At 56.5% G+C, this 22,083-nt stretch carries 21 protein-coding genes; 7 read left to right on the forward strand and 14 right to left on the reverse strand.

Annotated elements, in window-relative coordinates:
• Position 1: 1 nt before the first annotated feature.
• From B3229_RS01580 to B3229_RS01600, 5 genes are read right to left on the reverse strand one after another with little or no spacing between them, the layout of a single operon-like run.
• Positions 2 to 484, reverse strand: a complete 483-nt coding sequence (locus tag B3229_RS01580; protein ID WP_286867990.1) for an aromatic-ring-hydroxylating dioxygenase subunit beta — start codon at positions 482 to 484, stop codon at positions 2 to 4.
• The gene (locus tag B3229_RS01585) at positions 474 to 1,769 is read right to left on the reverse strand and encodes an aromatic ring-hydroxylating dioxygenase subunit alpha (protein WP_286867992.1); all 1,296 of its coding nucleotides are present in this window, start codon (positions 1,767 to 1,769) and stop codon (positions 474 to 476) included. Before B3229_RS01585 ends, B3229_RS01580 begins: the two co-directional genes overlap by 11 nt.
• An 8-nt stretch (positions 1,770 to 1,777) precedes the next feature.
• Entirely contained in the window at positions 1,778 to 2,716 is a 939-nt protein-coding gene (locus tag B3229_RS01590; protein WP_286867994.1) for a flavin reductase family protein, read from the reverse strand.
• Positions 2,713 to 3,120: a hypothetical protein gene (locus tag B3229_RS01595; RefSeq protein WP_286867995.1), complete on the reverse strand. Its 408-nt coding sequence runs from the start codon at positions 3,118 to 3,120 to the stop codon at positions 2,713 to 2,715. Before B3229_RS01595 ends, B3229_RS01590 begins: the two co-directional genes overlap by 4 nt.
• On the reverse strand, positions 3,099 to 4,466 hold the full coding sequence (locus tag B3229_RS01600) for an MFS transporter (RefSeq protein ID WP_286867996.1): 1,368 nt from the start codon (positions 4,464 to 4,466) through the stop codon (positions 3,099 to 3,101). Before B3229_RS01600 ends, B3229_RS01595 begins: the two co-directional genes overlap by 22 nt.
• A gap of 90 nt (positions 4,467 to 4,556) precedes the next feature.
• Between B3229_RS01600 and B3229_RS01605 the strand changes: the two genes are divergently transcribed.
• Positions 4,557 to 5,444, forward strand: coding sequence for a LysR family transcriptional regulator (locus B3229_RS01605; RefSeq protein WP_286867997.1), 888 nt, complete (start codon positions 4,557 to 4,559; stop codon positions 5,442 to 5,444).
• 183 nt (positions 5,445 to 5,627) lie between these two features.
• A complete protein-coding gene (locus B3229_RS01610) occupies positions 5,628 to 6,566 on the forward strand; it encodes an alpha/beta fold hydrolase (RefSeq protein WP_286867999.1) in 939 nt (312 codons plus the stop codon).
• 6 nt (positions 6,567 to 6,572) lie between these two features.
• On the opposite strand, the gene B3229_RS01615 is transcribed toward B3229_RS01610, so the two are convergent.
• From B3229_RS01615 to B3229_RS01650, 8 genes are all read right to left on the reverse strand, one after another.
• Entirely contained in the window at positions 6,573 to 7,688 is a 1,116-nt protein-coding gene (locus B3229_RS01615; RefSeq protein WP_286868000.1) for a metallophosphoesterase, read from the reverse strand.
• A 269-nt stretch (positions 7,689 to 7,957) separates the two neighbouring features.
• Entirely contained in the window at positions 7,958 to 8,689 is a 732-nt protein-coding gene (gene traT / locus B3229_RS01620) for a complement resistance protein TraT (protein ID WP_286868001.1), read from the reverse strand.
• A gap of 286 nt (positions 8,690 to 8,975) precedes the next feature.
• A complete protein-coding gene (locus B3229_RS01625) occupies positions 8,976 to 9,512 on the reverse strand; it encodes a GNAT family N-acetyltransferase (protein ID WP_286868002.1) in 537 nt (178 codons plus the stop codon).
• 647 nt (positions 9,513 to 10,159) lie between these two features.
• Positions 10,160 to 11,497, reverse strand: a complete 1,338-nt coding sequence (locus tag B3229_RS01630; protein ID WP_286868004.1) for a cytochrome c — start codon at positions 11,495 to 11,497, stop codon at positions 10,160 to 10,162.
• The gene (locus B3229_RS01635; protein WP_286868005.1) at positions 11,490 to 13,094 is read right to left on the reverse strand and encodes a GMC family oxidoreductase; all 1,605 of its coding nucleotides are present in this window, start codon (positions 13,092 to 13,094) and stop codon (positions 11,490 to 11,492) included. Before B3229_RS01635 ends, B3229_RS01630 begins: the two co-directional genes overlap by 8 nt.
• 20 nt (positions 13,095 to 13,114) lie before the next feature.
• Positions 13,115 to 13,618 (reverse strand): sugar dehydrogenase complex small subunit, encoded by a 504-nt coding sequence (locus B3229_RS01640; RefSeq protein ID WP_286868006.1) that lies wholly within the window; start codon positions 13,616 to 13,618, stop codon positions 13,115 to 13,117.
• A gap of 83 nt (positions 13,619 to 13,701) precedes the next feature.
• A complete protein-coding gene (locus tag B3229_RS01645; protein WP_286868008.1) occupies positions 13,702 to 13,959 on the reverse strand; it encodes a sugar dehydrogenase complex small subunit in 258 nt (85 codons plus the stop codon).
• 455 nt (positions 13,960 to 14,414) lie between these two features.
• Positions 14,415 to 15,416 (reverse strand): zinc-binding alcohol dehydrogenase family protein, encoded by a 1,002-nt coding sequence (locus B3229_RS01650; protein WP_048782534.1) that lies wholly within the window; start codon positions 15,414 to 15,416, stop codon positions 14,415 to 14,417.
• A 241-nt stretch (positions 15,417 to 15,657) separates the two neighbouring features.
• On the opposite strand from B3229_RS01650, the gene B3229_RS01655 reads away from it, so the two are divergent.
• The 5 genes from B3229_RS01655 (at position 15,658) to mdtI (ending at position 21,090) form a co-directional block, all read left to right on the forward strand.
• Complete coding sequence (locus B3229_RS01655) at positions 15,658 to 16,458, forward strand: MetQ/NlpA family ABC transporter substrate-binding protein (protein WP_033748873.1); 801 nt, start codon at positions 15,658 to 15,660, stop codon at positions 16,456 to 16,458.
• Between the two features lie 251 nt (positions 16,459 to 16,709).
• Positions 16,710 to 17,039 carry a DUF1471 domain-containing protein gene (locus B3229_RS01660; protein ID WP_048782532.1) on the forward strand — a complete coding sequence of 110 codons (330 nt, stop codon included), beginning with the start codon at positions 16,710 to 16,712 and terminating at the stop codon, positions 17,037 to 17,039.
• Positions 17,040 to 17,275: 236 nt separating this feature from the next.
• On the forward strand, positions 17,276 to 19,819 hold the full coding sequence (locus B3229_RS01665) for an excinuclease ABC subunit UvrA (RefSeq protein WP_286868012.1): 2,544 nt from the start codon (positions 17,276 to 17,278) through the stop codon (positions 19,817 to 19,819).
• A 604-nt stretch (positions 19,820 to 20,423) separates the two neighbouring features.
• Complete coding sequence (mdtJ, locus tag B3229_RS01670) at positions 20,424 to 20,774, forward strand: multidrug/spermidine efflux SMR transporter subunit MdtJ (protein ID WP_048782528.1); 351 nt, start codon at positions 20,424 to 20,426, stop codon at positions 20,772 to 20,774.
• Complete coding sequence (mdtI, locus tag B3229_RS01675; RefSeq protein WP_048782527.1) at positions 20,761 to 21,090, forward strand: multidrug/spermidine efflux SMR transporter subunit MdtI; 330 nt, start codon at positions 20,761 to 20,763, stop codon at positions 21,088 to 21,090. Before mdtJ ends, mdtI begins: the two co-directional genes overlap by 14 nt.
• Positions 21,091 to 21,120: 30 nt before the next feature.
• Here mdtI and B3229_RS01680 read toward each other — a convergent pair whose 3' ends face one another.
• Positions 21,121 to 22,026, reverse strand: a complete 906-nt coding sequence (locus tag B3229_RS01680) for a LysR family transcriptional regulator (RefSeq protein WP_286868014.1) — start codon at positions 22,024 to 22,026, stop codon at positions 21,121 to 21,123.
• Positions 22,027 to 22,083 lie beyond the last annotated feature (57 nt).

Consider the following 22,083-nt stretch of genomic DNA (forward strand, 5'->3'; position numbering starts at 1 on the left):
CTCAGATGATCAACTGGAGGCTGTCGAGAGGACGTTCAAGATTAAGCAGAATCGTTTTGCGCGCAGCGATTAGCCATTGCCCTTCCACCAGACGAAACGCATGCTCAATACGGGCAGCGTAATGCCACTCTTGCTCGCCGCGGCTTTCGCTGTAGATGACCTGAGTAGCGGCCGCAGCCTTCGGCTCGCCTTCGCGCCAGGCAATCACCGGCCGCTGCAAAAGGTGCTGACTGCGGCTCTTTGGCTGTTGAGAAAAATTACGCGCGTTGCGCAGGCGATTAACGCGTAGTTGCGTGACAAAACGATCCTCATAAAGCAGCGAAGACTCGGTTAAAGGATCAGGCTGACCATGACGCAGCGGCATCCACCAGGTGTAATCCTCAGAGAGAAGCGCCATCCATGCATCGTAATTTTGCTCGTCCAGCAGTTCGGCTTCGTTATAGATCAGGTCGGTCAGCAGCTTATAAACATGTTCAGGAGACATGATGTCCCTCCAGCATATGCTGCCACATGGCATAGAAGTTTCTCATTGCAATCTCACTGGTTCCTGAGGTGACGGCCGTGCGGTTCCATTGCTCATCCGCCTGATAGAGACGTGCGATATTGACCCACTCACTTGCCTGGCTTTGCAGCCCCGCCGTCGCGCGTTCATACATCTCTACATCGTCATGCGCCACCATTGAACAGGGGGAATTGATCAGGTTGTTGTACTGAACGGTTCGTTCCAGCATCTGCTGCGGTGCGCCAACCAGTTCCAGTATCCAGGATTCGACCAGGGTCTCGGTGGCCGAGACGGGACGAATGATACGAAGGGTTTGTATTGGGCCTTTTACCATTAGGTTGGGGAAGTAGACGGTATTGTGCCGCGTATCATCGAGAATTTGCCGGGCCCGGGTTTCGCCATAGCTTTCAACCATACTTTCCCAGTAACCGGGGATGGCGGAATAATCTTTGTGGATTGAGTTACGGGTTCCCGTATGTCCGTGTCCGTTTGGCCAGATGCGAATCCCCATTTCAGCAAAGAAAGCGTGCGACGACATAAACGGAGAAAAGAGCTCCACCGCCATCGGCTGTTCAGCCTGCCGCGCTGACTGCGCCCAGAGATTGACGGCTTCTCCTGCTGAAGATTCATGCGCCACCATGGGATGGCAAGTGTCAGTCTGATTATCCATGACCATTTTCCAGTTGCATCGATGGCGATGGCGCAGCGGCGCGCCGACGACACGAAGTTGGCCAGCTGGAGAGCGATCGACCATATTGCCCAGGGTAGAAAGCGCATCGCCGTAAAACGCTTCAAAGGAGAGGCCGTGCTGACTCAGACGCACAAAAATGAAATCGCGATAATTGACGACGTTTTCGACTCGCGCCATGCCCTGGCCTGCTTCACACGCGGACATCACACAGGGATCGTATTCATTTTTCACAGGAATGCTCAGCAGTTCACCTGTCGGCTTAAACGTCCATGCATGGTAAGGACAGCGTAGAAAGCGACCGCAGTTGCCTGAGGATTCGGCTAAAACCTTGACGCCTTTATGCGGGCACCGGTTAAACAAGACGGTGATGTCACCTGCTTTTTGACGAATAGCGACCAGGGGCTGAGCAGCAAGCTCAACGGTAACATAATCCCCCGCAGCGGGGAGTTGGCTGGCGTGGCAAAGGTAAAGCCAGCTGTGCGTAAAGACAGTTTTTTGCTCCGTGAGAAAAAGCGTCTGATCAAGGTAGGCGGATTTATGGATTTCGCTGCCGCGAAAAAGGTTGTTGAGGTTCATGGCTTAACTCATAAAGCTAATTTGAGAACGCTTCCTTTCGCTCTGGAAACGCAAGGATAAATTGTCCGGCTGGTTGCCGCTTCCTGCGGCGTCATAATAAAGTCGCGGTGCTCGACTTCTCCCTCAACGACCTCAAGCGCACAGAGTCCGCATTCCCCTCGTCTGCAATCGTAAAGGGGCTCCAGACCAGCTTCTTCCAGCGCGTCCAGCAGAGACTGACCGCGAGTGACCTGAAACCTTACCCCCGTCTCTGTCGCCTCGACTTCATAACCGCCCGATTCAACCTCAGTGGGAAGAGCGTTAAAGATTTCAAATGCAAGATGGCTGCGGGGAAAATCATGGGCATCGCAGTAGTCCAGCACCGCACTCAACAAACGCGCCGGTCCGCAAACGTGAATGCGATCGTTGCGCTGCAGCTTACCCAGCAACGCCTCAATAGTGATGCGTGGGCCTTCTGAGGTGTGCAAACGAAACCTCTCTTGCGTCAGACTTTCCAGGCGATCCGAGTAAGCCGCATGGGATCGAGAAGAGGCAAAGTAATGGCATTCAGGCTGGCGCCCGGCGGCGACCAGACGCGTGACGATCCCCGTCAGGGGCGTTATCCCAATCCCGCCGGCGATAACGATATCTCTTCCATCCAAGGGCGCGGATAGCTGCGGGAAATGATTGAACGGCCCTTCCAGAGTGACGATGTCCCCCTCCGCCAGTCCTGACAGATAGCCGCTGCTCAACGAGTCCGGCGAGAGTCGCACAGCAAACGTCAGCGCGGTCGCGGGCAGTTCCAGCATGACGCAGGAATAACACCGCGCGCCGATCGCGTCAGGCATTTGCCAGCGGTAGTGCGCTCCCGGCGTGAGCAAAGCCAGCTCATTGTTATCCGCGTCGAGAGTGAACTCGCGAACGGCTTCGCCCAGAGAACGAATAGTCGTGATGACAAAACGCTTCATAATGATTCCGCTACCGCCGTTTCTTGCAGATAGCGCCAGCGAGGCTGGCCTGACTCAAACTCAATAATGGCGATCGACCAGCGGACATGCGTGGCGCCATTTTCATGATGCGTTTCGCGATAGCGACAGGTTACCGACGTTTCCGACTGGTCGAGCGTTTCGCAGGCGTCCGTCTCAATACGCAGGTCTGGCCGTATTCCAGTGTTGTTACGGAACAGGCTTTCCACTTCGGATAAGCCGATAGGCTGTCCCTTCATCGTAACCATGCTGAAAGCGTCGCTGAAGCTGGCGAGCAGCCGATCAAGGGCTGAGGGATACCCAGCGCGCCCGGTAAATACCTCTTCAATCCACTGATGCAGTTCAGTCACGCTGTAATGGGCGATTAACTCTCTTTCCGATCGCATAAGACCTCCGATTTTTGGGTAAGACTGATGAGCCCGAGCAGAGGAAGTAACCCTAGCCCGGCGGCAATAAGAAACGCGGAATGGTAAGCTGACGTCATCGTTGTGGACTTCTGCAGCAGGTTGAATAACAGGGTAAAAACCGCTGCGCCTGTGCTGAAAGAAATTTGACGGTTCAGATTCCAGATAGTGCTGGCGCGTGCAAGGCGATCCCCTTCAAAATCCATCATCGCGGTGGTCTGGGCGGTATTGGCCGCTATACCGCCCCCGGTTCCCATGAGCAGATAAGCGCAAACAAGAAACAGAAGATCGTGTGACGCCTCGGTGACCGACAGCATCGCAATACCGGCGACGTGAAGCAGTAGACCAGCAAGGAAAAGGGGTGCGGCGCCGGTGCGGTTATACAAACGGCCGCAAAGCGTCATCGCGCAGAACGATCCGCCGGCGTAGAGCACCATCAGCAGACCCGTTTCGCTCGCTGTCCAGCCCAGCACCTCCTGCACAAAAAAAATATTAAGCAGATTGACCCCGGTAAAGATGCCCGGCACAGCGTAATAAACGATGACCGAAAAACGCATGTGCGCGTTTCCAAGCACGCTTAAATCCAGCACAGGGTTAGCCTGGCGGCGGTAGTGCAGCACATAAGCAAAAGCCAGCGTTATGCCCGCCAGAACCAGCCCCAAAGGCAAGCTCTGGTGAGCAGAATCAGCATATAAGGACATGCCTGACAGCAGAGCCGTCAGCGCCAGACTGATAATGATCAGGCCAGGGATATCGGGCCGTGGCGCCACGCTTTTTTCAGATTTGATCCACAGCAGCGCCAGCGCAGCAGTCACGAGGCTAAAAGGAATATTGCAGAGAAAGACCCAGCGCCAGGAAAAATGGTCGACAATTGCCCCGCCAGCAGCCGGTGAAATGGCCGGAGCGATAAGGGCGACAGCCATCACCAGCGTAGAAATTTTGGCTCTTTCATCCTTTTTAAACAGGCCAAAGGTTAACGCCTGCCCTACGGGAATCAGCAAGCCCCCGCCTACACCCTGGATAAAGCGGAATAACACCAGGCTGCCAAAGTGGTCGGCAAATCCAGAGAGCAGTGCGCCAGCAGAGAATATCAGCATTGAAGCTGTCATCGTCAGACGCGCGCCAAAGCGGCTGGCAAGCCAGTGGCTAAGCGGAATAATAAGCGTTAAACCAAGAATATAGCTATTAGCGACCCAGGCAACGCTGGAAGCTGAGACCTGTAACTCGCGCGATATGTCAGGCAAGGCGATAGCCGACATAAATATATTGATACAGTCGATAAAAAAACCAGCAAGAAAAACACAAGCAATGCGATAGCGATACGTCATTGTGACCTCCGACGCGGAGTCTAAGGCGGCTTGACGTTGAGAGTCGATTAAATTAAATTAAACGCGGTGTTTACTTAAAATTAACAGTTAATGTTTAACCATTTAAACCGAATCCAGACATTTATCGCGGTGGTCGACTGCGGTTCCTTTACGCGCGCGGCAGAGCGTCTCTTTATCAGCAAAGCCATGGCGAGCATTCATGTCAAATCGCTCGAAGAAGCGCTTAAGGTTCAGCTGTTAATTCGCAACTCGCGCGGTATTATCCTGACTGAAGCGGGCGAAGCGCTATACAGAGATTTCTGCGAAATCTTCATTAACATCCAGAACTCACTGGAAAATGTATCTGACAGCCATCGGTCGCTCTCAGGCGCGTTAAATATTACTTCAACCACGGAATTCGGCGAACAATATATCATTCCGCTGACTGGAGAGTTCTGCCAGCTACACCCTAACCTGGGTATTAATTTTTACGCAGACTCATCTCTGAATGATTTAGTTTCCGATCGCCTTGATTTAGCTATTCGCCTTGGCACGCTACGTGATTCGGAATTAAAAAGTCGAAAGTTAGCCAGCTATGATATTTTGCTGGTCGCCTCGCCTGAATGGCTGGAAAATAATCCATTACGCTCTATCAAGGATTTAAACACCGCACCCTGGATTGCTAACAGTAATCTACAGACGCCGACGCAGTGGACGCTGTGTCATAAAGACGGAACGTCCACAGAAATACGCGCCATAGCGAAATACCACTCCAACTCGTCAACCGCCATTAAATCAATGGCTATCGCCGGTCTTGGCGTTGCCATTCTTCCTGAATGGATGGTTCGCCAGGAGCGTGAAGCAGGCAAGCTGATTCAGCTTTTTGCGGACTACGCCTTACCGACTCAAGATATTACGATAGTTTATGCAGGCGACCATCGCATTCGACTTAAATGCCGAATTTTTATCGACTTTTTAATAAAAAAAATCAAAATATAATCCCCCGATCGCCTGAAATCAGTCCCTGCAAGAAAAGTCGCATTGACGCTTGACGCGCTCCGACGGACACAATTAGGATATGATCGTTTCCTAATTTAGCTAAGCAGCGTGCCTGAGGCATGCATGCCGCCGTGTTCAACCCGCAGCGCTACCCTACTTTCATTGCATACAAGGAACAACGTCATGATCCATGGTTCAATGCCGACCGCGCCTGAGGGTTTCAGCCACAAATTTGCCACCGTCAACGGTTTACGCTTTCACTATGTCGAAGGCGGCGCGCCAGGAGAGCCGATAGTGGTGCTGATGGCTGGGTTTCCAGAAAGCTGGTACGCCTGGCGTCACGTGATGCCGCAGCTGGGTCGCCGTTTCCATATTATCGCGCTCGATTTGCCCGGTCAGGGCGACAGCGATCGCCCGCTAGATGGCTATGACACGCAGACCGTTGCTCGCCGCACCCACGATCTCTTGAATCATCTGGGCGTCAGGCGGTACAGCCTCGCGGCCCATGACGTTGGCGCATGGGTCGCCTTTCCCTATGCGCATCTGTTCGCGCAGGAAGTGGAGGCGCTGGCACTGATGGATGCCGGTATCCCTGGCGTGACGCTGCCGGACAGGCTCCCGGCCGCCTCCCCTGATGCCTGGAAGACCTGGCACTTCGCTTTTCACGCCGTGCCCGATCTCCCTGAAATCCTGCTTGAGGGGCGTGAACGCGCCTATCTTGAATGGTTTTTCTGGACGAAAACGGCCAGTCCGGCTTGCTATGGCGAAGAGGAGATCGCCGAGTATCTGAGGATTTACGGCGCGCCCGGCGGCATGCGCGCAGGACTGGCCTTTTACCGCTCTGCGGCGCTATCCGCTGAGCAAAACCGGGCGTTAGCGCAAAAGGGCGAACTCACCATGCCGGTGCTGGGTTTAAGCGCCGATCAGGGGTCGATTCCGGATATGTCTGCCCTTCTGCGTTCGTTTGCCGCCGACGTCGCCGGAGAAACGATTACGGAGTGCGGGCATTTCCTGGCCGAGGAGAAACCCGATGCCGTCGCGGACGCCTTAATGCGATTTTTTTCACGCTGTGCGGGATCAGCGAGCATGCCGGTTCAGGAAGGCGCCGGTACCCACGTGTAAAGCGCGCTACTCTCTTCCCCGCAGCGTTATGCGCGTCAGTTCCGACGGCCGACCTAACCTGATCGCCATGCCGGGCCAGAGGGCGGTGCCGTTGTTAACGTAAAGCTGCATGCCATCCACCTGATAAAGCCCTGAAACAAAGCCGCCGTTGGGTTTGGCAAACAGCCGGTCAAAGCCGGCGATCAGCCCGCCATGCGTATGACCCGACAGCTGTAAATCGACCTGCTGCTGCGCATTCTGGCGCGCGTTGCGCGGCTGGTGGTCGAGCAGAATAACCGGGGCGTTTTTCGGCGCGCCTTTTAACGCCATCGCCAGATCGGGGCCGTCCGCATTTCTTCGTGATGCGGAGATGTCAGGCAGGCCCGCAATAACCAGCTCCGCTACGCCGCGTTTAATAATAATGTGGCTGTTATGCAGGGTCGGCAGGCCCAGCGAAGCGAGGTGCTCGGTCCAGCGCTGCTGTTCGAAAAAATATTCGTGATTGCCGGTAATGGCGTAAACGCCATCCGGCGCGCGCAGATTACCCAAGGGTTCAACATCCTTTATACGGTTCTGCACGGTTCCATCAATCACATCGCCCGTTATTACGATCAGGTCGGCATTAAGCGCCACTGCCTTATTGACCATCTGCGTGGCCCAGGCGGCGTTGAAGAGTCTGGTGATGTGCAGATCCGTCAGCTGAAGAAGCTGATAGCCTTCAAACTCGTGCGGCAGATGATCAATTCTGATAGTAACCTCTTTCACCGGCGGCACGCGTATTGCCTGCTGTACCCCAACGGCCGCCAGCGCCATAGCCAACAGCGCCGCCAGGTAACGCACCATCGGCGTAATCTCCAGCGGATGCCTGAACAAAAACGACATTAACGCCACCGCGTCAATCAGCATCTGCAGCAGCGCAAGAAACAGCACGGCGCCGAACGCCCAGTTGCACAGGATAATCAGCGCGCGGGGCATCTCCGGTGAAAAGATGCCGCCCGCGGTAAAGCGGCTAATCAACAGATATTGCGAGGCCAGCAAAACCAGCGCTGATAAGACGATTTTCAACGCTAGCGGCATCACTAACGGGATAAGGAAACGCACGATGACATACCAGCTCGGTATACTGAAAATCAGATGAAACATGGATCTTCCCTGGGTTACAGGCGCTTGTTCAGCGCGAAAAGGGGTTTGACGGGATGGTGTTACGCTTGTTCAGGAGTTGAAGCGTAGCACGAAAGCGACCGGTCGCTTCGTTATGATCTCTGACGTCGATGCCGGTGAAAGGGTTAGGCTGGAAAAGAGGGAATAAATAAGGCAGGAAAGGCGGGCTTTTCATGCTCGTCTGGCATAAAGCGATAACCGGATGCTCAGCCACGCCTGATTTCGCTAAGGCGTGACTGAAGCGAAGAAAATTACATAATACCGGCGACTGATTTCGCCAGCTGGGCTTCCAGCACCGGTTTAGCCTCTTCGAATTTCAGGTTGACCTTATTGGCGTTAGAGACCACGCGCGTCTGGTATTTCATGCGGTTGCCCTCTTCGCTGCTGGTCTGCAGCTTAATGCCGGCATTACCCTGACGCAGCGCGCCGATATTATCGGTCGTAACGGTGGATTTGCTGCGCTCGGAAATTTGCAGATCGGTCACCATGGTAAAGTTTACGTCCTCAACCAGCGCATCTGCCGCCATACCCGCCAGTCCGGCCGCGAGGCCAATTCCCAGAATAGCGCCGCCTGAGTTGCTGTTATAGGCGGTAATGCCTGCACCCAGCGCCGCGCCGGTGGCCGCGCCCTCATAGCCGGTCGACAGAAAGCCCTGTGACTGACGCAGATCCATTTTTTCTGCCTTAAGCACGTTGGCCTGAATCCAGTAATATGCTGTGTCAGGCGACGATGTCACGGTATAGCCTTTAGCGCGCAGATCCTGTGCCAGTAATGTCTGAAGATCGCTCATATCTTTATCTGACGTATTACGAACCTGCAGATAAACCGTTTTTTCATTTGACGGCTCAAGCCATACTGTCTGGCTCATCTGCGTTTTGACTTCGAGATTACGTTTCTTGATAGCCGTTCCCATTGCGCTACAACCTGAGAGAATCAGACATGATGCGACGACAGCCGCCATAACTGAATTGCGGTTTTTCATTTACTGCTCCTTGTTAAATTAAAAAACGGGACAGTCGCGCCCCGACGCGCACTCAGGTGATGGATATATTTGAAAACGCATCCTCTACCCTCAGAGTGGCGGAATGGTTATCGGAAGAGAGGAGAGAAACTTAAATCTTTTTCATCGGTGTGGTGGGATCGCGCTGTGACTTTTTGCAAGCGTCGCGCACCCGCAGTCCGCCCAGCGCCAGCGGCATGGGTAGAATTGATAAAGAAAACGTCAGGATCTACACCTGAGCGGCAACGATAAGCGGCCACCGTGAAGGTTAGCCGTGATATTCTTCAGCCAGCAGCCCGAACACCCAGTCGTCCCGCCACTCGCCGTTTAAATAATAGTTTTGCCGAATCACCCCTTCCTGGCTGAATCCGCTTTTAAGCAGCAGACGCTTTGACGCAATATTTCCCGCCGTCACCGTGGCGGTGAGTTTTCTGTAACCCAGAGCATCGAACGCAAAGCGAATGATGGCGTTCAGCGACTCTGCGCCATAGCCTTTACGCTGATGATGAGCCGCCAGAATAAACCCGACCTCCGCCACGTCCGGGTTACGCTCAATAAAGCCGGTAACGCCCACCGGCGTCCGGCAACCTTTTTGCTCAATAACCAGACATAACCAGTGCGCCTCGCCTGTACGCCAGGGTAATAAGCGCGTTTGAAACGATACGGATCGTATTTCTTCTTCATCCCGGGGATCGGCTATGTACGCCATCAGGTTTCTGTCCTGATACAGCGCCAGGAAAAAAAGCCAGTCCTCTTGTTTTAGCGGCCGATAAACAAGCCGTTCTGAAGAAATAACCGATCGCATTTCGTCCCTTTCCCCACTGCCCAGCGTTAAACCAGATGATGCTGTTCAGACAAGATTCTGCCTTTTCAAATAGGCCGCCAGTCGGTGTTTGAATCGGCGCGTCTGAAAGCGTATTTCACTCCAGACATATAGCGGCGACTTAATGAAAATCTCCCGCTCTTCAGCACGAATTTGCGCGCATTTTTCACAGCGGAGACAGCTGTCGTAAAACCAGAAATATTCGTCCCGGCTTAAAAGCGCGCGGCAGTGCCTGCAGTAAGCTCCCATACATTCCTTATTATCTGATGCGTTCGCCAGCGGTCAAAACAGCGTTTAACGCCTGATGTTAACTGCGACGCTTTTGCCGGCGGCGAAGCACCCAATAAATAACTGGCACTGCCCACATCCGGCATATTCCGCAGTCTGACCTGTTGCCTCAACCTACGGGCACAGCAGCACTGGTAGCAATGAGAGTTATTCTCAAATATTACGCTCTGCGAGCGCAGGCATGGCTTTTTCGCTAAATAGTGGTTAAGGACGCGGCAACGGCGCCCGGGCATCACGCTGGCGGCGCGGCGGTTGCCAGCAGCGCAGGTGCGCAATCGGGCCAGCAGGAAGCAGGCAGACGGGGAAGCCTCCGTCCCGGTAACGAGACGGAGGCGAAGGCATTAACGCCTGGCGGCGCGTTTTTTACGTAGCCACAGCAACGCCAGAACCGCCGCGACGGCAGCGAGCGCCATGCCGACGCGGGACAACAGCATCAACGGCGAGGTTTCTCCGCCGGCGCGCAGCGCTTTGACGCGTTCAGGCGTGATGCGCACCGCACTGTGCCCCATATCCTGCATCACATAGTTAGTGACCGCGGCAATCTGGCTATCGCTCAGCGAGTCGGCAAAGCCGATCATGCCCTGCTCTTTTTCCGGCCAGACGCCCTGCAGCACCGCCATCGCCACGTTATCCGCCGTGGGTTTATTCAACACCGGATGATGTTGCAGTGCCGGCAGCCCGTTCAGCCCCTGACCCGAGAGGTTATGGCACGAGGCGCAGCTGTCGCGATATACCCGCTCGCCCTCGCTGAGCCCCGCCAGCGTCTGCGGCAGATCGTTACCCGCTACTGGCGTCAGGCCTTTCACTGCGGCTGGCGCCGCGGCCTCAACATCGACCGGCAGCAAATAAGCGGCGATCGCCTGGCGATCTTCCGGCGTCATGCGCGAGAAGCTTTTGTCGATCGCCTCCAGCATCGGGCCGCCCGCCGTGGCGCCGTTGGCGGCATGACCGGTCGCGAGATAGTCCGCCAGCATCTGGCGCGTCCAGCGCGGTTTGCTCTGCAGCGTCGCGGCGGTGATATCCGGTGCGTACCAGGTGCCAAGGGATGCGCCCTGCAGGCTTTTCGCCTGCTGCTCCGCCATCAGCAGATTGCGCGGCGTGTGACAGGTGCTGCAGTGGGTTAATCCCTGCACCAGATAAGCGCCGCGGTTCCACTGCGCCGTCTGCGTCGCGTCCGGTTGATAGACGCTGCTGTCGGCGAAGAGCAGGTTCCACGCCGCCATGCTGAAGCGCAGGTTAAACGGGAACGGCAGCGCGGTCGCTTCCGGTTTTACGTCGACCGGCTGCACGCCATGCATAAAGTAGGCGTAGAGCGCTGCCACATCGTCGTCGGTCAGGCGAGCGTAAGCGGTATAGGGCATCGCCGGATAGAGCTGGCTGCCGTCGCCGCGCACGCCTTTACGCAGCGCGGCCGCGAACTGCGCTTCGCTATAGTTGCCGATACCGGCGCTTTTCGACGGCGTGATATTGGTGCTGAAGATAGTGCCGAGCGGGCTGGCGATGGCATGGCCGCCGCTGAACGGCGCTTTGCCCTCTTCCGTGTGGCAGGCGCCGCAGTCGCCGGCGATCGCCAGATATTCGCCGCGCTTGATCAGCGCGTGCTGATCCGCCGCGTAAGCCTGCGCGGAGGCGACAATCAGCGCGCCAGCCGCCAGTAGCAATTTCCAGTGCTTAACCATGTTGCGTCTCCTGCAGAATTTTGTCCGCAGTGCGCAACGCCAGCGCCATAGCGGTCAGCGTCACGTTGCAGGTGCCGACGGTGGGCATCACGCCGGTGCCGACCATAAACAGGTTCTCATGGTCGTGGGCGCGTCCCCACGCGTCGGTGACGCTGGTGGCAGGATCCCGTCCCATCGAGAGCGTGCCGGTAATATGCTGGCGGTTAGAGAATTTGCCGCTTTTGCTGTGCTTAACGTTGGTGGCGCCGAGGCGGGCCGCAATCGCGTCATAGCATTCGCGCGTTTTCTCGGTGCCCTTCACGACGTAGTCGTTGATATCCCAGTAGAGCGACGGCGTGGGCAGGCCAAGCGCGTCTTTTTTTCTGCTCAGGGTGACGCGATTATTGGGATCGGGGAGCTGCTCCAGCGCGTTTTTAATGCTCAGACGACGCGCGGCGCGAAAGCGGATCTCCTCCTGCAGCTTTTTGCCGAAATAGCCTTCCGCCAGCACCTCTTTGGTTACCGAGGCGACCTGCGAGGCGTTAGAGATATCGATGCGGAACGGCGCGTGTTCGCGGCGGAAATCCCCGTCGCGGAACTGCCCGATCGAGCAGGGACTCACCGGGCCACGGCCCGGCCAGATCTCTTCGTCAACGTCGAAGGTGACGCCGATCGCCGGATGGTCACACAGGTTGCGGCCGACGTTGTCGCGCGCGTTGGCAATCCCCTGCGGGAATGTGCTGCTGGTGGACATCAGCAGCAGCTTCGGCGTTTCGATTGCGTTGGCCGCCAGCACGAAGGTTTCCGCGGTCACGCGATGGCTGACTTTATTCCAGTCATAGTAATTCGCCGCCGTAATTCGGCCCTGCGCGTCATGCTCCAGTTGATAGACCACCGCTTCGGTGATGACCTTCACGCCGCTGTTCTCCGCCTGCTGCGCCGCAATACCGCCATGATACTGAGCGTCGATCGGGCAAACCGGCATGCAGTTGTTATTGCCGCAGCAGGCCGGGCGGCCATCAAAGCTGCGGCTGTTGCGGCCGGTGCTGTCGTCCAGCACGGTAAAATCGGGCGCCAGGCGCGCGGTGACGCGCTGCTGCAGCCACGATGCCGGCACCCGTTCCATCGGGTAGGGCTTGCTGCGCGGCGAGCCGTTATCCGGCGAGCCGCCGACACCAGCAATCGCTTCGGCCTGATAGTAGTAATCCTCCAGGTCCTCATAGCCGATCGGCCAGTCCTTGCCGACGCCGTACTGGCTGTGCTGGCGGAAATCGTTCGGCACAAAACGCCACAGCTGCGCTGCCCAGTGCCAGCTGGTGCCGCCGAAAATGCGGATATACTGCGCTGCAAAAGGATGCGGGCCAGCCTGATGCAGATAGTCGTTCGGCTCTGGGGTATAGCGCGGCTGCGGCGCCATCGGCGAGAACGGATAAGGCGACATAAAGTCAGATTTAAAGGCGGACGCGCGGAAGCGCTCGACCAGCTGGTCGCGCCCCACTTTCGGACCCGACTCCAGCAGCAGCACCGATTTACCGGCTTTGGCCAGACGCGTGGCGAGCAGCGATCCGTTGACGCCCGCGCCGATCACCACCACGTCGGCGGAATAGTTCTTATTCATTGACGACTCAACTCTCTTCATCAGGGCTGTTGCGCCCAGCTGCCTACAGGACCGTAGGAAAAACCCGGCGGCACCAGCTTGTCGCTCACCAGCTGACTGGCCAGCGTATTAACGTAAGTGACATAGAGGGCGCGCTCGCCCTTGCCGACCACGCCGTTGTACCAGCCGCCGAGGATCGCCTTCGCCAGCTTTTCGCTCTCCGCATCCGCCTCGGCAAACGCAAGGCGATCCTGTTGCAGCAGCGCGGGCTGGCTTTGCAGCAGATGGTTTAACTGCGCCAGCCCGCTGACGAAGCCTTTCTGCGTCTGGTCGAGCGCCAGCATCAGCGCATGCGCCACGGTGGCGTTGAGATCCGCCTGCTGGGTCAGCAGGCGCGAAACCTGGAGGAATTCATCCAGTCCCGCGAGCGGCGCCTGCGGCTGTGCGGCCTTAAGGGGCGGCAGCGACAGCAGCTGACCGCCAGCGCTGGCGATTGCCACCAGTCCGGCCAGCTTTAGCACGCGGCGGCGTGAATAGTGCGTCATAGTATTTTTCCGTTAATACGTCGCCCGCCATACCGCGGGCGACAAAATCAGATTCGTTTAGCGGCGGCGCTTACGGCGTACCATCAGCCAGACCAGCAGCGCGGTTGCCGCCAGCACGCCTGCGCCAGCAGGCGCTGCCCAACGCCGTCGCCCAGTTGATGATTCACCAGAGGCCGGGAGAGCGGCATAAAAGGAATAAAATTGGTCGAGGATGCGGCTAACGCGAAGCGCAGCAGAGCTGAGGTGACGCCGCCGCCGGCCATAATCACGGCGCCGGAAAGCAATATTCGCCGACGTGACAAATTGACCCGGCCAGGCGGCAGATCGTATGAAGAACGCATGGCGTATCCCTGTAAAAGACAATGCTCAATATCATCTGAAGATGACGATAAATATATTTTTTAATAAACAGACAGTACCATCACGGAATAATTACCTCCCCTAATTAACCCTGCCTCTTTTATTATTACTATAGTTATAATTACATTAAATAAAACCTAAACAAATAACATAAAAAATTAACTTTTCATTATCCTTTCCGACCATGTCAGACAGCAGCACGCCGTTGCAGGCTTATCTGAAAAACATTATCAGCTTACGTGATAATCACGCTTATTTTACTGACAAGGTTGATTAAAATAGCACCGTTAAGCGGCATGCTTTCACCAGACCTATTATTCTGAACTGCGCGTCCGATAAAAAATAACGCATTCCACTCGCCGCAAATAAAAAACCCGGCCATTTGGCCGGGTAGTCTGTCGCAGGCAAACTGCGGTCGTTCTCTTGTCAGGTTGGGTTAAAATCCTTCGAGCACGATTTTGCCGCGCGCCCGGTTGCTCTCGATGAGCGCATGGGCGCGACGCAGGTTTTCCGCGTTGATGGCACCGTAATGCTCGCCTTTCGTGGTGCGCAGCGTGCCATCGTCGATCAGGCGGCGCACGTTTTCCAGAATCTCATTCTGGCGCGCCATATCCGGCGTCTGGAACAGCGAGCGGGTAAACATCAGCTCCCAGTGCAGCGAGATCGCTTTACGCTTCAGCGGCATTGCGTCGAGGGTGTCCGGATCGTCAATCACCGCCAGACGGCCCTGCGGCGCCAGCACCTCGACGATCTGCTGATAGTGTTTGTCGGTATGGGTCAGGCTGGCGACGTAGCGAACGTTCTCGACGCCGATTTCGCGCAGCCCTTCCGTCAGCGGTCGAGAATGATCGATAACGTCGTGTGCGCCCAGTTCGCGCACCCACTCGGCGGTTTCAGGACGCGACGCGGTGGCGATAACGCGCAGCCCGGTCAGCTTGCTGGCCAGCTGCGTCAGAATCGAACCGACCCCGCCGCCCGCGCCGATAATCAGCAGCGCTTCGTTCTCATCTTCTTTCACCTCAAGGCGGTCGAACAGCAGCTCCCAGGCGGTCAGCGAGGTCAGCGGCAGCGCGGCGGCATCGGCGTTGCTCAGCGAAGCAGGCTTGTGACCGGCGATACGCTCATCCACCAGGCCATATTCCGCATAGGACCCGGGACGATCGATGGCGCCGGCGTAAAAGACCTCGTCGCCCGGCTTGAACCGGGTCACGCTCTCGCCGACCGCTTCTACCGTGCCGACGGCGTCCCAGCCGACAATGCGCGGCTGCTGCGTCGGCGCGTTATTGCGCACTTTGGTATCGACCGGATTGACGGCGATCGCGGCGATTTTCACCAGCAGATCGTGCGCGCCCGGCTGGGGCTGCGGCAGCGTGGTGTCGTAGAGCGATTGCGGATCGGCGATCGGCAATCCATTCTGGCTGTAGACGATAGCTTTCATCTCTGTTCCTTTTTGCAGTGATAAGTTTGCTGATGCTGGGTAACAGCATAGGCGGCCTGCGCCGGGAGAAACACCTGTTGACGACAGCAGCACTTTCACTGCCGGAGTGAAAATAGCGCTACATCGGCAGAAAACGGTGTCAAATGAAGCGGATAAAAAAACGGCAGTCGCGCAGTTATGGATGTACAGACGTCTAGATGTAGATTATAGTCGTTTCCCTACGACAAAAGGGATCTGGCTTATGAACAAAAAAGTGCTTTCTATTCTGCTGGCCGCGTCAGTTACGCTGCTTAGCGCCTGTAATAAAGACGACGACAGCAAAATCAAAGTGGCTATTAATACCGGCCCGGACCAGACGTTATGGGATACCGTTAAACAGGTGGCGCATGACAAATACCATCTGGATGTCGATGTCGTGGCGTTCAATGACTACGTGCAGCCGAATGAAGCGCTGTTCAATAAAGATGTCGACGCCAACGCCTTCCAGAGCCTGCCCTATCTGGAGATGCAGTCTAAAGAGCGCGGCTACCATTTCGCCGTGGTCACCAATACCTTCGTCTTCCCGATCGCCGGCTATTCGCGCAAAATCAAATCGCTGGATGCCCTGCCGGACGGCGCCACTATCACCATCTCTAACGAAGCGACCACGCTGGGCCGCAGCCTGCTGCTGCTGCAGGCGCAGGGTCTGATCAAGGTGAAACCGGAAGCGGGCCTGCTGCCGACCACGCTGGACGTGACCGACAACCCGAAAAAACTGAAGTTTGTCGAGGTCGATACGCCGCAGCTGGCGCGCACGCTCGACGATCCGCAGGTTTACGTTTCTATTATCAATAATAACTTCGCCGCGCTGGCCAATCTCTCCGCCTCGCGCGACGGCATGTTTATGGAAGGGAAAGCCTCGCCGTACGTGAATGCCATCGTGGCGCGCGAAGATAATAAAGACAGCCCGAATATCCAGAAGCTGAAAGAGGCGTTCCGCTCGCAGGAAGTGCTGGATAAAGCCAACGAGCTTTATAAAGGCGATATTATCAAAGGCTGGTAAAACCGCTCCCGCCTCCGCATACCCTACAGGTTGCGGAGGCGTTTCGCTCTCTCATTCAGGCATGTCAAAAACAGCCAGAATGTAATCAAATGAAAATATCTTCGCTAAATCCTCGTTAAGTTATCAGCCGCTGTTTCTATAACATCTCATTAGCAATTAAAGCTAAAACGCATAACAAATTCTGACGTTTATTACTTTCGTACGACCGAAAATAAAGATAACCGTGCGTTAATCCCTTAAGGAGTCGGCTAATGAAAGAGTTAGTGCAGGATGTTTTATCCATTTTCTCTCCGCAGAGCGTGAATCCCGTGTTGATTCGGACGGGCCTCACTCAGCGTGAAATCGCTTCCGTTCAGCCCTTCGCCGTGACTTCGGTCAGCTGGGCGACCTCTATGGAAGAACTTAACGCCGCGTTTGCCCATAAAGCGCATGAAGCAGGCGCCGTCGGCTACCACATTAGCGATGTGGAATCGCACAAATCGGGCAGCGATGGCCAGCCGCTGCTGGCGGCGAAAGCGACGCTCTATCATATTCCTGACGACAGCGACAATGCGCCGGCGGCGGCGGGATTTATATTGTAATCCGTCCGAATCGGCGCAGGCCTTAAATACCGCCAGCTGTCTTCTGTCTCTCATAAAACGCCCTTCGCTTTCAGGCTCAGGCGGCCCAGGCCGCCGCAGCCTTTACCCTGCTTTTTGCCTCCCGCGCCTCAGTCAGCGCATATCCCTGCTACCCTTTGACGACTTACCGGCTAGCTGCGCAGACGGCGAGTCGGCAGAACGACACTTTTTATGGAATCTCTTTTTGTGGGAGCGTTATGACGTCTAAAGGAAAGGAAAAGAGCGGCAATTTACCGCATCGCAGCAACCACAGCGGCGTGAACGTTCAGGGCGCGAGAACGCATAACCTTAAAGATCTCTCCTTCACTTTTCCCCGTGACGCCATGGTAGTTTTCACCGGCGTTTCGGGATCGGGTAAGTCGTCGCTGGCGTTCGACACACTCTATGCAGAGGCGCAGCGGCGGTTTATGGAATCGGTCGCGCCCCATGCGCGTCGCCTGATAGATCAGGCGGCGGCCCCGGACGTAGACAGTATTGATGGCCTGCCCCCGGCGGTTGCGCTGCAGCAGAGCCGCGCGGGCGCGCAGGAGCGCTCCACCGTCGGCAGCCTGACGCGCGTTTCTGTGACCCTCAGACTGCTCTACTCCCGCGCGGGGAAGCGGCCTGACGGCGTCGCCTTTCTGGCCGCCGAATCTTTTTCGCCTAACAATCCGCAGGGCGCCTGTCCCGCGTGTCAGGGCATGGGCATGGTGCATCAGGTGAAGAGAGAAGCCCTGGTGCCGGACACCTCTCTGAGCATCCGCGAAGGCGCTATCGCCGCCTGGCCGCATGGCTGGCAGGCGAAAAACCTGCGCTCAATCCTGGAGGCGCTGGATTACGACATCGACGCCCCCTGGGAAACGCTCTCTGAACGGGACAGAGAGTGGATCCTGATGACCGATGAACAGCCTTCGGTGCCTATCTTTATGGGGCTGACCGCCGAACAGCGCAAAGCGGCGATAGCGGCAGGGGTCGAACCCGCCTATACCGGCACCTATACCAGCGCCAGAAAATATGTGCTGCAAAGCTACGCGGGAGGCAAAGAGAGCGTCAAAAAACGTCTTTCCCGCTTTGTCGCCGTAGCGCCCTGCGCGCTCTGCCAGGGAAAACGACTTAACCAGGAGGCGCTCTCCGTGACCTTCGCAGGTTACGACATCGCTGAAATGGGCGAGCTGACCATCGCTCAACTCAAGGCGCTGTTTTCCCCGCTGGCGGAAGGCGCTTCTGCATATCTTCCTGAAGAGAGGGCGCTAAGAGAAGCGACGATGCGCATGGCGACGGATATTTGCAGTCGTCTCGACCAGCTGGAAAACCTCGGCCTTGGCCATCTTTCCCTCGGCCGCAGGACGACCATGCTCTCCTCCGGCGAGTTACAGCGCATCCGGCTGGCGACGCAGCTGATCTCGCAGCTTTTCGGCGTCATGTATGTGCTGGACGAACCAGCGGCGGGTCTGCATCCGGAAGATGTGCGCGCGCTGATCCGCTCGCTGCGCGCTCTGCTGGCGGCGGGCAACTCTCTGGTGATCGTCGAGCACAATCTTGACGTTATCGCCGAAGCGGACTGGCTGACGGAGATTGGCCCGGGACCGGGCCGACTGGGCGGCGAAATCGTTTATAACGGCGCGCCCTCCGGCCTGGCGCGCAACGGCCGGTCAGCGACGGCGGGCTATCTGTCTGGCGATCGCTATCCCGGCCTGCGTCAGCGCAGACTGCCTGAGCAGTGGCTGCAGTTTGAACAGGTGACCTGCAATAACCTTCGCGCGCTCGATTTTTCGCTGCCGCTCGACAGAATGACGGTGATTACCGGCGTTTCCGGCTCAGGAAAATCGACGCTGCTGATTCGCGTCCTGCCCGCATTGCTCCAGCGGCTGGATAACACGCCTGCCGATGAGGGCGAGGATGAGGATGAGGCCGTCACGTCGGTTCAGGGCAAGGTGGTTGCCGGCGGCGCTTCCCTGAAGCGGCTGGTACGTATCGATCAGCGCCCTATTGGTCGAACGCCTCGTTCCAATCTTGCGACCTATACCGGCTTTTTTGACACCGTCAGGCGGCTGTTTGCCGAAACCGATGAGGCGAAGACGCGCGGCTTCGATGCCAGCCGTTTTTCGTTCAATCTGCCCGCCGGACGTTGCCCCGCCTGCGAAGGACAGGGTCTCATCACCATAGAGCTGCTGTTTATGCCTCAGGCGAGCGCGCCTTGTTCTACCTGTGGCGGCCGTCGCTATAATGCCGAGACGCTTGAAGTGCGCTGGAACGGCAAAACTATCGCTGACGTACTGGCGCTGACGGTAGACGAAGCCGCCGAGTTTTTCAGCGACAATGAGAGCATTCAGCGCTCTCTCACCGCGCTCAAGGCGCTGGGGCTGGGTTATTTGACGCTAGACCAGCCGGCGACAGAGCTGTCAGGCGGAGAGTGCCAGCGCATCAAGCTCGCCTGGGAACTGCAGCGCGCGCAGCGCGGTAAAACGCTCTATCTGCTCGACGAACCCTCGACCGGCCTGCATCCCTCAGACATGGATAAGCTGATGCGGGTGCTGGATCAGCTGGTGAAACGCGGCGATAGCGTGGTGATGGCGGAACACGATATGAGAATTGCGTCTGAGGCTGACTGGATAATCGATCTTGGGCCGGGATCAGGGGAAAATGGCGGTCAAATCGTGGCGAGCGGTACGCCGGAAGAGGTCAGCCGCGCTGAGAACAGCGTGACCGCGCCCTATTTAGCCCGGCGGCTTAAAAACAGGCGCGACGATCCGCAGGCGTAGCGCGGGACACTAGTCTGCGTTTAGCGATAACCTGACGGGTAAAACAGAGAAATCAGCAGGCATCCGGAGACATTTTCGCTTCCGGGTGCTTCGCCGCTGCGACGAGCGACAGGGGCAAGCATTACCCCTGCCAGGCTTACGTCGAGTGACAACGTCACCACTAATACTTTCCTGCTCGACGCGGTCTTGCACGGTGCTGAAACAAGATGTTGAGAGCGAATTAAGTATGTTGTAACTATATGCAATGAAATCTTGTTTAACCTGCCTGACACCGGCTGTCAGAACAACACAATAAACCTTGTCATAAATCAATATTAGAAATTACTGCTATTTAAACGGCCTAAGGCAGATGCTATAACTGCTCCGTGTCTATTACTGGAGTACAATCCGTCCACCGATGAGAAGCAACAGCGTGGATGTCTTGTTTAAATTATGCGCGTAGCATTTATCAATCATTTTCTTTTCATCTGCTCTCTTCCCGTCTGGAATATCGCCGATCAGCACTGGCGTAGCGCCCTGTAGGCCCTCTCCTCGTTTCCGTTTGCCAAAGTAACTTGCGCCCGTGCGGTGCAGGTCGATTGAACAATTGCGACAGGAGTTAGCCATGTTTGCATGGGTTTTATTATTACTTGCTATTTTAAGTGAAATTATCGGCACGCTGGCGATGAAGTGGTCCAGCGTCGATGAAAGCGGATCGGGTTATTTAATCATGCTGGTGATGATTGCCTGCTCCTATATTTTCCTGAGTTTTGCCGTCAAAAAAATCGCGCTTGGCGTCGCTTACGCCTTGTGGGAAGGCATCGGCATCATATTAATTACGATATTTAGCGTGCAGCTGTTCGGAGAGGCGCTGTCGCCGATGAAAATCGCCGGCCTGGCGGTGCTGATCGCCGGCATTATGCTGATTAAAACCGGTACCACGCAGAAAAAGGAGCCGCAGCATGTCATCAGCTGATATTACGCATCTGCTTTGGCTGGCGCTGGCGATCCTGCTGGAAATCGCCGCCAATATTTTCCTCAAATATTCCGACGGCTTTAAAAGACCGCTGCTGGGCATCGCCTCGCTCATTTCGGTGCTGCTGGCGTTCAGCGCGCTCTCTCAGGCGGTAAAAGGTATCGATCTGTCGGTCGCCTACGCGCTGTGGGGCGGTTTTGGCATCGCCGCTACGGTCGCAGCGGGCTGGGTGCTGTTTGGTCAGCGGCTCAACGCCCGAGGCTGGGCGGGGCTGAGTTTGCTGCTGGCGGGCATGATCTTAATTAAGCTCGCCTGATAATACGTAACGTCCTGCCGCTGCGGGACGTTACGGCCCCACCCGCGCGGGAAAGATTTCCTGCAACCAGCTAATAAATACCCGTAGTCGATGCGTCACGTAGCGATTTTGCGGGTAAACCACATGAAACGGATAGCGCGCCGGCCGCCACGGCGTGAGGATCTCCACCAGTTTCCCCGCCTGGATATGCGCCGCGGTGGCATAGGTAAAGGTCTGTACGATGCCTAGCCCCGCCAGCGCCGCCGCCAGATGCGCGTTGCTTTCGTTTACCCCGACGCGATAGTCCGCCTTAATCTCCGTTTTTTCCCCGTCGCGCTCAAAGCGGAAGGGAAAGGCGCGTCCGCTCTGCGGCGAAAGGTAGCTGATCAGGCGATGGCCGTTTTTGAGTTCGTCAGGATAAGCCGGAACGCCATAGAGCTTGAGATAGGCGGGCGTGGCGCAGGTGATTAAGGTCGCAAAGCCGATCTGGCGCGCGATCAGCGAGGAGTCGTTTAGCGGGCCGCCGCGGATCACGCAGTCGACATTGTCGCTAATCAGATCGACGGCGCGGTCGGCGACGCCGAGATCGATACGGATATCGGGATAGCGCGCCATAAAATCAGGCAGCGCCGGAATCAGCACCTCGCTGGCGGTCGAGCCGCCAACGTCAATGCGCAAGACGCCGCGCGGCGAGCTGCGCGCCACGTTGAAAGAGGCGTCGATATCCTCAAGATCGTGCAGGACGCGCAGCGTTTTTTCATAATATTCCCGCCCTTCCGGCGTCACCGTGACGCGGCGCGTAGTGCGCTGCAGCAGACGGATGCCGAGATGCGCCTCCAGCTCCTGCACCAGCTTGCTTAACGTGGCGTTCGGCATATCGAGCGAGTCCGCCGCGCGGGTAAAATTGCCCGCCTCCACCACGCGGGCAAATGCCCGAATCGCCATCAGCTGATCCATCCTCGTCTCCTGATCCTGTCGATTATCCACACACAGAAATAGTGCTTTTCATTTTAC

The sequence above is a fragment of the Pantoea sp. UBA5035 genome, assembly GCF_002415245.1.
Taxonomy (GTDB): domain Bacteria; phylum Pseudomonadota; class Gammaproteobacteria; order Enterobacterales; family Enterobacteriaceae; genus Pantoea; species Pantoea septica.

Excerpts from the sequence above, each read along its gene's own strand:
- B3229_RS01580 (WP_286867990.1), bottom strand. The coding sequence starts at position 484 with ATGTCTCCTGAACATGTTTATAAGCTGCTGACCGACCTGATCTATAAC.
- B3229_RS01585 (WP_286867992.1), bottom strand. The coding sequence starts at position 1,769 with ATGAACCTCAACAACCTTTTTCGCGGCAGCGAAATCCATAAATCCGCC.
- B3229_RS01590 (WP_286867994.1), bottom strand. The coding sequence starts at position 2,716 with ATGAAGCGTTTTGTCATCACGACTATTCGTTCTCTGGGCGAAGCCGTT.
- B3229_RS01595 (WP_286867995.1), bottom strand. The coding sequence starts at position 3,120 with ATGCGATCGGAAAGAGAGTTAATCGCCCATTACAGCGTGACTGAACTG.
- B3229_RS01600 (WP_286867996.1), bottom strand. The coding sequence starts at position 4,466 with ATGACGTATCGCTATCGCATTGCTTGTGTTTTTCTTGCTGGTTTTTTT.
- B3229_RS01605 (WP_286867997.1), top strand. The coding sequence starts at position 4,557 with ATGTTTAACCATTTAAACCGAATCCAGACATTTATCGCGGTGGTCGAC.
- B3229_RS01610 (WP_286867999.1), top strand. The coding sequence starts at position 5,628 with ATGATCCATGGTTCAATGCCGACCGCGCCTGAGGGTTTCAGCCACAAA.
- B3229_RS01615 (WP_286868000.1), bottom strand. The coding sequence starts at position 7,688 with ATGTTTCATCTGATTTTCAGTATACCGAGCTGGTATGTCATCGTGCGT.
- traT (WP_286868001.1), bottom strand. The coding sequence starts at position 8,689 with ATGAAAAACCGCAATTCAGTTATGGCGGCTGTCGTCGCATCATGTCTG.
- B3229_RS01625 (WP_286868002.1), bottom strand. The coding sequence starts at position 9,512 with ATGCGATCGGTTATTTCTTCAGAACGGCTTGTTTATCGGCCGCTAAAA.
- B3229_RS01630 (WP_286868004.1), bottom strand. The coding sequence starts at position 11,497 with ATGGTTAAGCACTGGAAATTGCTACTGGCGGCTGGCGCGCTGATTGTC.
- B3229_RS01635 (WP_286868005.1), bottom strand. The coding sequence starts at position 13,094 with ATGAATAAGAACTATTCCGCCGACGTGGTGGTGATCGGCGCGGGCGTC.
- B3229_RS01640 (WP_286868006.1), bottom strand. The coding sequence starts at position 13,618 with ATGACGCACTATTCACGCCGCCGCGTGCTAAAGCTGGCCGGACTGGTG.
- B3229_RS01645 (WP_286868008.1), bottom strand. The coding sequence starts at position 13,959 with ATGCGTTCTTCATACGATCTGCCGCCTGGCCGGGTCAATTTGTCACGT.
- B3229_RS01650 (WP_048782534.1), bottom strand. The coding sequence starts at position 15,416 with ATGAAAGCTATCGTCTACAGCCAGAATGGATTGCCGATCGCCGATCCG.
- B3229_RS01655 (WP_033748873.1), top strand. The coding sequence starts at position 15,658 with ATGAACAAAAAAGTGCTTTCTATTCTGCTGGCCGCGTCAGTTACGCTG.
- B3229_RS01660 (WP_048782532.1), top strand. The coding sequence starts at position 16,710 with ATGAAAGAGTTAGTGCAGGATGTTTTATCCATTTTCTCTCCGCAGAGC.
- B3229_RS01665 (WP_286868012.1), top strand. The coding sequence starts at position 17,276 with ATGACGTCTAAAGGAAAGGAAAAGAGCGGCAATTTACCGCATCGCAGC.
- mdtJ (WP_048782528.1), top strand. The coding sequence starts at position 20,424 with ATGTTTGCATGGGTTTTATTATTACTTGCTATTTTAAGTGAAATTATC.
- mdtI (WP_048782527.1), top strand. The coding sequence starts at position 20,761 with ATGTCATCAGCTGATATTACGCATCTGCTTTGGCTGGCGCTGGCGATC.
- B3229_RS01680 (WP_286868014.1), bottom strand. The coding sequence starts at position 22,026 with ATGGATCAGCTGATGGCGATTCGGGCATTTGCCCGCGTGGTGGAGGCG.